15 protein-coding genes are annotated in these 12,057 nt (G+C 63.3%); 10 read left to right on the forward strand and 5 right to left on the reverse strand.

The annotated features are described in order from the left end of the window. Window positions 1–37 precede the first annotated feature (37 nt). Window positions 38–820, forward strand: coding sequence for a sulfite exporter TauE/SafE family protein (locus CN933_RS19795; RefSeq protein WP_018096804.1), 783 nt, complete (start codon window positions 38–40; stop codon window positions 818–820). Window positions 821–898: 78 nt separating this feature from the next. After that, window positions 899–1,159: an ArsR/SmtB family transcription factor gene (locus tag CN933_RS19800; protein ID WP_018096803.1), complete on the forward strand. Its 261-nt coding sequence runs from the start codon at window positions 899–901 to the stop codon at window positions 1,157–1,159. 153 nt (window positions 1,160–1,312) lie between these two features. On the opposite strand, the gene CN933_RS19805 is transcribed toward CN933_RS19800, so the two are convergent. Beyond that, window positions 1,313–1,486, reverse strand: a complete 174-nt coding sequence (locus tag CN933_RS19805) for a YdcH family protein (protein WP_003536026.1) — start codon at window positions 1,484–1,486, stop codon at window positions 1,313–1,315. A gap of 211 nt (window positions 1,487–1,697) precedes the next feature. Between CN933_RS19805 and CN933_RS19810 the strand changes: the two genes are divergently transcribed. From CN933_RS19810 to CN933_RS19830, 5 genes are all read left to right on the forward strand, one after another. Further along, window positions 1,698–1,901, forward strand: coding sequence for a YdcH family protein (locus CN933_RS19810; RefSeq protein WP_003536028.1), 204 nt, complete (start codon window positions 1,698–1,700; stop codon window positions 1,899–1,901). Between the two features lies 1 nt (window position 1,902). Further along, window positions 1,903–2,415, forward strand: a complete 513-nt coding sequence (gene purE / locus CN933_RS19815) for a 5-(carboxyamino)imidazole ribonucleotide mutase (RefSeq protein ID WP_018096802.1) — start codon at window positions 1,903–1,905, stop codon at window positions 2,413–2,415. Continuing rightward, window positions 2,412–3,461: a 5-(carboxyamino)imidazole ribonucleotide synthase gene (locus CN933_RS19820; RefSeq protein WP_018096801.1), complete on the forward strand. Its 1,050-nt coding sequence runs from the start codon at window positions 2,412–2,414 to the stop codon at window positions 3,459–3,461. The genes purE and CN933_RS19820 overlap by 4 nt, the downstream gene beginning before the upstream one ends. 174 nt (window positions 3,462–3,635) lie before the next feature. Further along, window positions 3,636–3,761, forward strand: coding sequence for a type B 50S ribosomal protein L36 (ykgO, locus tag CN933_RS19825; RefSeq protein ID WP_010970191.1), 126 nt, complete (start codon window positions 3,636–3,638; stop codon window positions 3,759–3,761). 175 nt (window positions 3,762–3,936) lie between these two features. Then, on the forward strand, window positions 3,937–4,551 hold the full coding sequence (locus CN933_RS19830) for a tetratricopeptide repeat protein (protein ID WP_018096800.1): 615 nt from the start codon (window positions 3,937–3,939) through the stop codon (window positions 4,549–4,551). A gap of 262 nt (window positions 4,552–4,813) precedes the next feature. On the opposite strand, the gene pyk is transcribed toward CN933_RS19830, so the two are convergent. After that, window positions 4,814–6,253: a pyruvate kinase gene (gene pyk / locus CN933_RS19835; RefSeq protein WP_018096799.1), complete on the reverse strand. Its 1,440-nt coding sequence runs from the start codon at window positions 6,251–6,253 to the stop codon at window positions 4,814–4,816. After that, on the reverse strand, window positions 6,253–6,690 hold the full coding sequence (locus tag CN933_RS19840; protein ID WP_003531042.1) for a DUF1036 domain-containing protein: 438 nt from the start codon (window positions 6,688–6,690) through the stop codon (window positions 6,253–6,255). Before CN933_RS19840 ends, pyk begins: the two co-directional genes overlap by 1 nt. 229 nt (window positions 6,691–6,919) lie before the next feature. On the opposite strand from CN933_RS19840, the gene CN933_RS19845 reads away from it, so the two are divergent. The 3 genes from CN933_RS19845 to CN933_RS19855 all read left to right on the forward strand — a co-directional run bounded on the left by CN933_RS19845 (window position 6,920) and on the right by CN933_RS19855 (window position 8,419). Beyond that, a complete protein-coding gene (locus CN933_RS19845) occupies window positions 6,920–7,714 on the forward strand; it encodes an N-formylglutamate amidohydrolase (protein ID WP_018096798.1) in 795 nt (264 codons plus the stop codon). Window positions 7,715–7,733: 19 nt separating this feature from the next. Then, window positions 7,734–8,039 (forward strand): DUF1244 domain-containing protein, encoded by a 306-nt coding sequence (locus CN933_RS19850; RefSeq protein ID WP_018096797.1) that lies wholly within the window; start codon window positions 7,734–7,736, stop codon window positions 8,037–8,039. A gap of 107 nt (window positions 8,040–8,146) precedes the next feature. Continuing rightward, entirely contained in the window at window positions 8,147–8,419 is a 273-nt protein-coding gene (locus CN933_RS19855; protein ID WP_018096796.1) for a DUF2312 domain-containing protein, read from the forward strand. A 69-nt stretch (window positions 8,420–8,488) separates the two neighbouring features. Here CN933_RS19855 and CN933_RS19860 read toward each other — a convergent pair whose 3' ends face one another. After that, window positions 8,489–10,312, reverse strand: coding sequence for a peptidoglycan L,D-endopeptidase MepK (locus CN933_RS19860; protein WP_018096795.1), 1,824 nt, complete (start codon window positions 10,310–10,312; stop codon window positions 8,489–8,491). 180 nt (window positions 10,313–10,492) lie between these two features. Further along, window positions 10,493–12,031: a sigma-54-dependent transcriptional regulator gene (locus tag CN933_RS19865; RefSeq protein WP_018096794.1), complete on the reverse strand. Its 1,539-nt coding sequence runs from the start codon at window positions 12,029–12,031 to the stop codon at window positions 10,493–10,495. Between the last annotated feature and the right edge of the window lie 26 nt (window positions 12,032–12,057).

The following is a 12,057-nucleotide window of genomic DNA, read 5'->3' on the forward strand; positions in this document are numbered from 1 at the left end:
CGATAGACGGAGATGACAAAAGGATCAACCGCCGCCAATGCTTCCCGACATCGACTTCTATCTCGTTGCCGTTCCGGCCGTCGTGCTCGTTGGCCTGTCCAAGGGGGGCATGGGCGAGGCCCTGTCGCTGATGGGCGTCCCGATCCTGTCCATGGTCGTTTCGCCCGTACAGGCCGCGGCGCTGCTCCTGCCGATCCTCATCGCCATGGACATCGTTTCCCTTTTGATCTGGCGCAAGCACGGGGATCGGCAAACCCTCGTGATGCTCCTCCCGGGCGCCCTCGCCGGCATCGCGGTCGGCTGGGCCACGTCCGCCTATGTGCCCCGCGACGCCCTGAGGCTGATCATCGGGCTCATCACCGTCGTCTTCGTACTGCGCTATGTCTACACCCTGTGGCGCAGCCGCAATGGTCCGCCCATCCAGCCGAAACCGCAGCGCGCCGGTCCGGCAGCACTCTGGGGCTCCTTCGCCGGCTACGGCAGCTTCGTCGCCCATGCCGGCGGTCCGCCCTTCCAGATTTACGCACTGCCGCTGAAGCTCGCGCCGCGCGAATATACCGGCACCATCGTGCGCTTCTTTGCGACCCTCAATGCGGTGAAGCTCATCCCCTATTTCGCCCTTGGCCAACTCGATCTCAGCAATCTCAAGACCTCGGCAACGCTCTTCCCGCTGGCCATGGTCGCGACCGCCTGCGGCGCCTGGACCGTCCGGCGGATGAAGCCGCAGGTCTTTTATCCCTTCATGTACACGATGGCCTTCCTCGCCGGCTCGAAGCTCGTATGGGATGGGCTCCGGAGCATCGTATCGGGAGGAGTGTAGCGGGTGCTGCTGTGCGAAGCACATTCCGCACCGCACAATTTTCTTGCCGCTCCGGGGGAATTCGCCTAACGTCCGCGCATGACGATCGCGGACCCATTCGATGCCATTGCGGATCCGAACCGGCGCCATCTGCTGGAGGAACTCAGGCGCGCGCCAAGAACCGTCAACGAGCTCGCCGAAGGTCTGCCGATCAGCCGGCCCGCCGTCTCCCAGCATCTGAAAGCCCTGCTTGACAGCAGCCTGGTATCAGTTTCGACCAGCGGCACACGGCGGATCTACGCGATCAACAAGCCGGGCTTCGACCGGCTCAACCTGTGGCTGGACCAATTCTGGTCCTGATGCATTCCGTCCGGCCGCGCAAAGCCGACCGGACCTTGGTCCGGTCAAGCAATGCAATCTATCTTTTCGGGATTGTTTTGACCCTATCGTTGCATCGCCTCTGCAGTTCCGCGTGGCGATGCATCCCGATTCAATCGGGAGTACCGTTCACGCTCAGTGCGTCGAGGAACGGAGTCTTTCGATTTCGTCCTTGATGCGCAGCTTCCGTCGCTTGAGTTCGCTGATCAGTTCGTCCTCGCAGGACGGAGAGTTCAGAGCCTCGTGTAGCTCCTCTTCAAGGACGCCATGTTTTTTCTCAAGCGTTGCAAGATGAGCCTCAATGGTCATTGGCAGTCCCTTCCCTTTAGCTTGCATCCGGCACGCAAATGCCGGATGTTCCATGGTTGAAACCTTTTTAATGTGCCATGCCATTTTTCATTTGTCGAAGGCGAAATGATGACGCGTGGTAACTTCCCGTCGCCAACCAAGATGTGGTAGAGCGACGCAGGAATTTCCGGATCGCGGATCGGCGAAGCCGGGCTTATGGGGATCGCTTTGCATGCCGGACCAGGACCAGGCCGAACTCAGACTGACTATCGCGCGCCTGAGGCAGGAACACGAAGACTACGACGCGGCAATCAACGCGATGATCCAGACGGGTTGCGACGCCTTGCGCGTCCAGCGCATGAAAAAGAAGAAGCTGGCCATCAAGGACAAGATCACCAAGATCGAAGACCAGATCATTCCCGACATCATCGCCTGAAATGGATCGAGACGTGACCGACACTACGCCCCCGCCCGTCGCCATCATCATGGGAAGCCAGTCGGACTGGGAGACGATGAAGAACGCGGCCGACACGCTCGAGGCGCTCGACATCGCTTACGAAGCCCGGATCGTTTCCGCCCATCGCACGCCCGACCGCCTGGTCCGCTTCGCCAAGGGCGCGCGCGACGAGGGGTTCCAGGTGATCATCGCCGGCGCCGGCGGTGCGGCGCATCTTCCCGGCATGTGCGCGGCCATGACGCCGCTTCCGGTCTTCGGCGTCCCGGTCCAGTCGAGAGCGCTTTCCGGCCAGGACAGCCTGCTGTCGATCGTGCAGATGCCGGCCGGCATTCCGGTCGGCACGCTTGCGATCGGCAAGGCGGGCGCCATCAATGCGGCACTTCTGGCCGCCGCCGTGCTCGCGCTGGGTGACGAGGATCTTGCCGACCGCCTCGACGACTGGCGCGAACAGCAGACCGTATCGGTCGCGGAATATCCGGTAGACGAGGCATGAAGACCATCGGCATCATCGGTGGCGGCCAGCTTGGCCGCATGCTGGCCATGGCCGCTGCCCGCCTGAACTTCCGCACCGTGGTGCTCGAGCCGCAGCCGGACTGTCCGGCGGCGCAGGTGGCGAACGACCAGATCATTGCCGCCTATGATGATCCGCGCGCATTGGACGAGCTTTCGCGGGTGGCGGATCTCATCACTTACGAATTCGAGAACGTCCCGGTCTCGGCCGCCGAGCAACTCGCCCGTTCGCGGCCGGTCTTCCCGCCGCCGAAGGCCTTGGAAGTGGCGCAGGACCGTCTCGTCGAGAAACGCTTCATCAACGGCTGCGGCATCGCCACCGCCGGATTCCATCCCGTCGACAGCCAGGCCGATCTGGAGGCCGCCCTTGCGGACTTCGGCGGGGCCGGCGTGCTCAAGACCCGCCGGCTCGGCTACGACGGCAAGGGCCAGCGCGTCTTCCGTTCCGCTGCCGACGATCCGGCCGGCGCCTATATCGCGCTCGGACAGGTCCCGCTGATCCTCGAAAGCTTCGTGCCGTTCGACCGGGAGATCTCGGTCATCGCCGCACGCGCGCCCGACGGCACGACCGCCTGTTTCGATCCTGCCGAAAATGTGCATCGCAACGGCATTCTTCACACATCGACCGTGCCCGCATCCGTCGGCGGGTCGACCACGGAGGCCGCCCGCAAGGCGGCAACCGCCATTCTCGACGCGCTCGGCTATGTCGGCGTCATCGGTGTCGAGTTCTTCGTTCTGGCCGACGGCGGCGTCGTCGCAAACGAGATCGCGCCGCGCGTACACAATTCCGGCCACTGGACGGAGGCCGCTTGCGTCGTTTCGCAGTTCGAGCAGCATATCCGCGCGATTGCAGGCCTGCCCCTCGGCGACCCGTCGCGCCATTCGGACTGCGTGATGCAGAACCTCGTCGGCGACGACATCGCCCGCGTTCCGGACCTGCTTGCCGAACGCAATGTGCTCCTTCATCTCTACGGCAAGGCCGAGGCGCGGTCCGGCCGCAAGATGGGGCACTTCACCCGCCTGCTCTGACCGGGACGTCATGGAAGGCGGGGACAGTCGGCAAAATCCCCGTCATGCGGTTGACACGATTGGGGCGACACGGTATGTGCCTGCCTACTTGAACAGCGCGCTGAACGGCGCGCTTTTGATTGTTGGAATTACCGGGCGAATTTTCGTTCCCCGAAACCCTGCGGATCAGGAAAAATGAAGATCAAGAATTCGCTCAAGTCCCTGAAGACCCGTCACCGCGAAAACCGTCTGGTTCGTCGCAAGGGCCGCGTCTACATCATCAACAAGCTGAACCCGCGCTTCAAGGCACGCCAGGGCTGATGCTTGCTGCAGGCCGTGCCTGCAGCGCCGCGCGTCTTGGCGGATGCGCAAAGGTCGTAGCACTCGGCTTGCTGCACGTCTCCTGAATCGGCGTGATTCAAGGAAAATCCGGAACACGGCGGCTTGCTCGCCGATTTCCCAAAATTGATTTGATCTTGTTTCATGGCGGGCTACGATGTCCGCCATGCGTGTTTTCATGAAGCTGATACTGGCATCTCTTGCCGTGACCGCCGCCGCGATAGTGGCCGCCGCGCCGCTTAGTGCGGCAGAACCCTCGCCTCAGGCCGAGGTCGCTGCGCTTACCACTCCGAAAGAGCGCGTCGATGCCCTCTTCGCCGATCTCAAGAAGGAAGGCGATGAGGGCAAGGCCCGGCAGGTGGCCGATCGCATCCGTCTCGAATGGCAGGATTCCGGTAGCGCGACCGTGAATCTCCTGATGCAATGGGCCAACAAGGCGATTGCCGATGAGAAGCAGTCGGCGGCACTCGATCTTCTGGACCAGGCGCTTGCCCTCGCCCCCGACTATGTCGAAGGCTGGAACCGCCGCGCCACGCTGCACTACCAGATGGGCAACTTCCGCAAGTCGATGTCCGACATAAATCATGTCCTTGCCCTGGAGCCTCGCCATTTCGGCGCGCTCGCCGGCATGGCCACCATGCTCGAGGCCGCCGGGAAGGATGAACTTGCCATGCGCGCATGGCAGCAATTCCTCGACATCTACCCCTCAGACCGGAAGGCGCAGGAGCAACTTGGCGAACTCGCGGAAAAGCTTGCAGGCAGCCGCACGTGACCGGCACCTGAGGACGCGAGAATGCCCCTCGTCCGGCCGCAGGCGCAAGGCGTCGCCACCGGCCGTCCGGAAGTGCGTTGAATCAAATGGTTAGAGCATTTCAGTGTTTCTATGAAGCGTTGAAATGCTCTAAGACGCGCTGTGAACGTGGAGAGCGGACGAAGTCGGCGCCGCGAGCCCCTTCGCCCCGCTTGCGGGGAGAAGGTGCCGGCAGGCGGATGAGGGGCTGCGTCGAAAAGCGCTCGATCGAGCAGGCGGCGGCTCAGATGCCCGATTGGCCGTCCGAGCCGATATAGGCGATGCGCAGCATGTTGGTGGCGCCGGGGGTACCGAGCGGCACGCCGGCGGTTACGATGATTCGGTCTCCCGGCTTCCCGAAGCCTTCCGTCGAGACGATTCGACAGGCGCGGTTGACCATATCGTCGAGATCGGTCGCATCCCCTGTGACGACGCAGTGCAGCCCCCACACCACGGAAAGCCGGCGAGCCGTCTGGACGATCGGCGAAAGTGCGATGACAGGCACCTGGGGGCGCTCGCGCGCAGCGCGCAGCCCGGTGGTGCCGGAGGAGGTGTAGGTCACGATTGCGGCAAGCTTGAGCGTCTCGGCGATCTGGTGAGCGGCAAGCGAGATGGCGTCCGCGCCCGTTGCTTCCGGCGGCGTGCGCTGAGCGTAGATGATCCCCGGATAATGCGGATCGCGCTCGACGTTGCTGGCGATCGACGCCATGGTCGAAACCGCCTCGACAGGGTACTCGCCGGAGGCGGATTCGGCCGAAAGCATCACCGCATCGGCCCCCTCGAACACGGCGGTCGCCACGTCCGACACTTCTGCGCGCGTCGGCACCGGCGAGGAAATCATCGATTCGAGCATCTGCGTGGCGACGACGACCGGCTTGCCCGCGCGCCGGCAGGCACGCGTCAGTTGTTTCTGAAGCCCGGGTACGGATTCGAGCGGCATTTCGACGCCGAGGTCCCCGCGTGCCACCATCAGCGCATCCGAAAGCTCGATGATCTCGTCGATCCGCTCGATCGCCTGCGGCTTCTCGATCTTCGACATCAGTCCAACGCGACCGCGGGCGATCTTGCGAACCTCGGCAAGGTCCTCAGGGCGCTGGATGAAGGAAAGCGCCACCCAATCGACCTCTCCTGTCGCCAGCACGGCGTCGAGGTCCACGCGGTCCTTGTCGGTCAGCGCGCCGACGCCAAGCAGCGTATCGGGCAGGCTGACGCCCTTGCGGTCCGAAATCCGCGTGCCGGAAACGACCGTGGTGACGATGCTCTTGCCATCGGACTTTTCGGCGCGCAGATGCAGCTTGCCATCGTCGATGAGCAAGCGATGGCCGGGCTTCACCGCTTCGAGGATCTCCGGATGCGGAAGATAGACGCGGCGGCTGTCGCCGGGCACATCGCGGTTGTCGAGCGTGAAGGTCTGGCCGATCTTGAGTTCGACCTTGCCTTCGGCGAACTTTCCGACGCGCAGCTTCGGCCCCTGCAGATCGGCGAGGATACCGATCGGACGGCCGCAGCGCGCCTCGACCACACGGATCCGTTCGATCAGCGTGCGCATGACCTCATGGCTTGCATGGCTCATGTTGATTCGGAACAGATCGGCCCCCGCCTCGTGCAGCTTCTGAATCATCTGCTCGTCGGCCGATGCCGGCCCGAGTGTCGCGAGGATTTTGACTTTCCTGTTCCGTCTCATCAATTCTGGCTTTCCTGCGTGCCGGGCGTGTCGGAAAGCTGAACCATCCAGCTTCCCTGCCGCCCCGTGTCGTATTCCTTGAATCCCATGCGCTGGAAGCCGCGGGCGAAGCAGTCCTGCACGCCGACGATCTTGAACTCGTTTTCGGCCACGCACATGTTGACGTCGCCGGTCCAACGGCCGCCCTTGGCCGCATCTTCCGCGTAGAGATAATAATATCGGGACTGAAGTTCGCCTTCGATCAGCGTGGCGCAGGTCGTCGCCGGAACCTGCCACCAGCCTTCGGTCACCCAGCCTTCCTTGGCCCGATAACCGATCGCCACGCCGACCAGAGTCTGCGTCCCATTGCAGACTCGAAAATCGGCGCGGGCATCGCCGGCAGAGAGAAATGAAGCGGAAATTGCCAAGGAAAACAGGAGGATGGATCCAAACGTCATCGACCCCGGCTTCACTCTGGAAAAAGGATATCTAGACACGGCTTCCTACGGAACTCCGTTTTGATTTGCGTGGCACTTTCTTGCGACGCCCAGCCCTGAAAGTCAACGCAACTCTAATCGATTATAATCGTCATTCCTGTGACGGAACGGCATAAGAGCTTCGCGTTTTTCTTGCGAATGGCGGCTTTGCGTGCAATCAGGTGGGTACCTTTAGCCTGGCAGGAGCCGAATGCACCATTACTCTCCTTACGAGATCACCGGGGGCGATCCGGCAAAGGGTCTCGTGCTGGTTGCCGACCATGCAATGAACCGGCTGCCGCCGGAATATGGCCGGCTCGGCCTGCCCGAAAGCGCCTTCGAGCGTCACATCGCCTACGATATCGGCATCGAACCGCTGACGCGGCGATTGTCGGACGCACTCGGCGCACCGGCCGTGCTCGGCTGTTTCTCGCGCCTCCTGATCGATCCGAATCGTGGCGAAGACGACCCCACCCTGATCATGAAGATTTCCGATGGCGCGATCGTTCCGGGCAACCACCCGATCTCGGACGAGGAGTGGCAGAACCGCATAAGGCGCTTTCACCGCCCCTACCACGAGGCCGTATCCGAAACCATCGCCCGGTCCGCCGCGGCCTTCGGAAGAGCGCCTCTCGTCATTTCCCTGCATTCCTTCACGCCCTTCTGGAAGGGCGTGGCACGCCCCTGGCATGCCTCGGTTCTCTGGGATAACGACCCGCGCGCCGTATTTCCGCTGATCGAACGGCTGGAGGCCGCCGGCGACATCGTCGTCGGCAACAACGAGCCCTATGACGGCGCGCTGCGTGGCGATACCATGTACCGGCACTGCATGGCTCCCGGGATCGCGCATGCGCTGATCGAGGTCCGACAGGACCTGATCGCCGATGCCGCGGGTGTCGCCGCCTGGGCGGAGCGTCTGGCGCCCATCCTTGCGGCGCTCAACGCCCTGCCGGAGCTTCATGCCTACCAGCGCCACCCGTCCCGCACGGGCGCTTACAGCGACTGAAGAAGAGGAGGCCACCCCGATGAGCGAAATCAACCCGGAACAGCGCACCGCTTTCGAGGCCGCGGCTTTCCGCCGGCTGCTCGAACATCTGCGCGAACGCAGCGACGTCCAGAACATCGACCTGATGAACCTCGCCGGCTTCTGCCGCAATTGCCTGTCGAACTGGTATCGCGAGGCGGCGGAGGCCTCCGGCGTGCCGATGAGCAAGGAGGAGTCCCGGGAGATCGTCTACGGCATGCCCTATGAGGAATGGCGGGCGCAGAACCAGGCTGAGGCCTCGCCCGAACAGAAAGCCGCGTTCGAACGCAATCGCCCGAAGGAGTAAGACCTGCGCGGGAAATGCCTGTGTTGTTGCGCAATCGCCCTTGACCTCGGCGGCCGTTCACGGCAGTTCACAGCACCCGGAAAATTCATCCCCACAAGGAGACGACCATGTCGGATGCTCACGGCATTGCCCGCGACCAGCTTCGCGCTTTCATCGAACGGATCGAACGGCTGGAAGAAGAGAAGAAGACCATCGCCGACGACATCAAGGATGTCTATGGCGAGGCAAAATCGATGGGCTTCGATGCCAAGATCCTGCGCAAGGTGATTTCGATCCGCAAGCAGGACGCCGACGAGCGCATGGAACAGGAAGCGATCCTTGACACCTACCTCCAGGCGCTGGGCATGATCCCTGCCGCCGAATCCGAGGACGCTGCCTGACAACTCGGCAAAAAGCCCGCCGGCGGACTGACCTGGCGGGCTTTTTATATTCAAGCGGCAATCGAAGGCTCAGTTTGTGCTGAACTTCTTCACTTCCATGAAGTTGACCGCGCTGCCGCTGAAGCGCGCCGTATCGACCGCTCCGCTATTGCTGGTGAAGCCGGCCGCATAAACGGTCGTCGGCGCGACGCGGAGCGACTTGCTGACGAAGCGCGGCGCCTTGACCGGCTTCGACAGGGTAGCCACACGGCCCGCCGAGAGTGCCCACTCGGAAATGATCTTCTGCGTCAGTTTCGGTTCCGTGCGTACGGAAGACCGGCTCTTCGCCTGGGCATCCTGCCTCTTGGGACGGGCGCCCTTCGAGGGAGCATCGGCCTCCGTGTCGAAGACGCTGTCGAAGATCGCCTCACGTGAAGCGGAACCCGACTGCGGCGCATAGGCCGCGACCTCGATCGCCGGAGAAAATGCAGGCGCCCGATCCTCGCTGGTCGGCGCTGCGAGGGCAACGCGCGTACCGGCGGCACTCGGCGGCTGCGCCGCGGAAGCGAGCGCAGGCCCATCCGCAGAAGCGGGAATGGTGACCTCGGCGTGAGCCACGGCCGCGAGCGCCTCTTCGCCGGCCGGACGCATTCCCGGCACCGGCACGAAGCCGAACTCCTGTGCCTGGCCGTCGGCGGAGGCGACGAGCGTCTCGTTGGCGATCAAGGCGTTCATGTCGCGACGGTCGAGCATTTGCGGAACCGGAACCTTGAGGGTGCTCAGATCCGCGAATTCCGACGGCACGGCCGCTGTCTGCGGCATGGCAGCTGCCAGCGCCTCCTGGGCACTGTTCTTTTCCGGCGCGACGAGTGCAACCGCTACGCCGCCATCAGCCGGGGTTTCCTTGAATGCCGGTCGCACGGCCGGCACCGGTGCGTTGATATCCTGCTGCCCGGCAGGCGCCGCAGTGGAACCTGCAACACCGGGAAGAGCATCCTGTGCCGCCGGCGCCGATGCGGTCTGAACCCTGGCCGGAGCTTCCTCTTCGGCGCCGCCGGCAGCGATTGCCGCGGGTTCTTCATCCTCGTCGCCGCCTCCGCCGAAGAGCGCGGCGAAGAGGTTGCGGCGCTTGCCGGTATCGCCCGGCCCCTTGGCGCCGCCGCCTGCGACCTGGATCGCCGATGCGCCGACGCGGCGCTTGTAATCGGCCACAGCCTGCTCATAGCCCGGCAGCGGCTTTCCGTCGGAGGGAATATGCATGGTCTTGCCGTCCGGGAAGAGCCGCGCGAGCTCGTTGCGCGTCATGCGCGGCCAGGCGCGTACCCCGCCGACGTCCATATGGACGAAGGGCGAACCGGAAGTCGGGTAATAGCCGACGCCGCCGACCTGGAACTTCATGCCGATCTCGCGCAGTGCCTTGAGCTTCACGTCCGGTATATAGAAGTCCATCGCCTTGCCGAGCATGTGCTGGCTCTTCTTCGCCACGCCCTTCGACCGCGACCTCAGCATGCCGTTCGTGGCCGGCGAGCGATAGGCGGAAACGACGTGGATATAGTCGCGCGAACCGCTCTTCTGGTAGACTTCCCAGACGAGATCGAGCAGGCGCGGATCCATTTTGGTCGGCTCGTTCCGCCGCCAGTCGCGCAGGAAACGATTGATCTGCTGCAAACCCTTCTGATCGTAGCGACCGTTGCGCTTGAAGGTGATCTGCGCCTTTTCCTTGGTGTGGATGAAATACAGCTTGAGGGTGCGTGTCTGGCCGGCGGCCTCGACCGGAGGTGCCATCCCGGGTGTGACGAGGGAGCAAACCAGCGCGATGGACGCCAGGACCTGGGGCGCCTTTCGAGCGACCGCCGAGCAGAGTCTGCGCGCAAAGGAACCGACTGGTTCCTCCAAACCGAACAAATTTGGCATTCAATCCCCGTCCGACGGACAACCGTGCTTTGCTGTCTCAGATGACTGTCAAATAAGGTGACAGCATGGCAATTATGCCACAGTGTTCACCGCCCCTTATAATATAGTGAACAGTTTGCTAACAAGGTCTAAACGGCGGTGGACGATTTGCACGGCAAATGAGGTGTGAATGCGTCGATTTTATGCCGCTTCACGCAGGGGATTGTCGGGATCGATGCCGTAATCCTTGAGTTTGCGATAGAGAGTCGAGCGGCCGATTCCCAGTTTGCGCGCCACCTGGCTCATCTGGCCGCGGTAGAATTTCAGGGCAAAGCGAATCAGCTCCTCCTCGACCTCGGCGAGCTTCCTGACCTCGCCGCCCTCGCTGAGGCTGGCGATGGCGTTTTCCAGGCGGCCGTCCGGAGTCGTTTCGGAATGCGGTTGTTCCCGCGGGCCCGCGTCGGCCGGGGCGGCGGCGAGCTGAGCGGAAGCGGGACGGCGTTCCGGGCCGGCTTCGCCCCACGAGAGACCGCTGCGATCGGCAACGATGTATCCCGGTATCTGGGTGGCGACCTGCGGAAAGTCCCGGACCGTGAGTTCGTGACCTTCGGCGAGGACGACGGCGCGGAAGATGGCGTTTTCGAGCTGGCGGATATTGCCCGGCCAGTCGTAGGACGTCAGCAGCGCCATCGCGCCGCTCGATACCGTCAGCCTCTGATCCAGCCTCTGCTCGGCGGCGAAGCGCTCGACGAAGGCGCGTACGAGAACGGGGATATCCTCCTTGCGCCGGCGTAGCGCCGGAATGGTGATCGGGAAAACGTTCAGCCGATAGTAGAGATCTTCGCGGAACCGGCCCTCGCGAACCTCGGTGATGAGGTCCTTGTTGGTGGCCGAGATGAGGCGCACGTTCACCTTCTGCGGCTGACGCGCCCCGATCGTCTCGATCTCGCCCTGCTGGACGGCGCGCAACAGTTTTACCTGGACCTCGAGCGGAAGATCGCCGATCTCGTCGAGAAAGAGGGTGCCACCATCGGCATCGACGAACTTGCCGCTGTGCTTTTCGCTTGCGCCCGTAAACGCTCCCTTCTCATGACCGAAGAGAATGCTCTCGACGAGGTTGTGGGGAATGGCGCCGCAATTGACGGTGACGAAAGGCTTCGCCGCCCGGTCGCTCGCCGCCTGGATGGCGCGGGCCACCATTTCCTTGCCGACGCCCGACTCGCCCTCGAGCACGATCGGAATGTTCGACTGGGCAGCGCGGCGCGCGAGATCGATGACGCGGATCATCGCCGGGCTTGCCGAGACGATATCGTCGAAACCGACTGCCCCGCCGCGCGGACGCCGTGCGGTTTTGACCTTGCCGTCGCGGCTCGCCATCTTCAGCGCGTTGCCCAAGGCGATCGACAGCCGCTCCGGCGAAACCGGCTTTACGAGAAAATCGAAGGCGCCGGCCTGCATCGCCTGGACCACCGTTTCGATGCCGCCCTGCCCTGTCTGAACGATGACCGGGATGTCGATGCCACGCTCGGCGAGCGCCTCGAGAAGGCCGTGCCCGTTCATTTCCGGCATCAGAAGATCGAGCAGGATGACGTTGATGATCCCCCCCTTGCGTTGCAGGAGTTCGAGCCCGCTGCGCCCGTTATCGGCGAGATGCGCGACATGGCCCAGCCGCTCGATCATGTTCGTCAACAGCCGCCGCTGCACCGGATCGTCGTCGATGACAAGAATATGAGATGTCACGAAAGCCTCCTGCTTGGGACACGCGG

It is taken from the genome of Sinorhizobium sp. M4_45, assembly GCF_002885915.1.
Classification (GTDB): domain Bacteria; phylum Pseudomonadota; class Alphaproteobacteria; order Rhizobiales; family Rhizobiaceae; genus Sinorhizobium; species Sinorhizobium meliloti_A.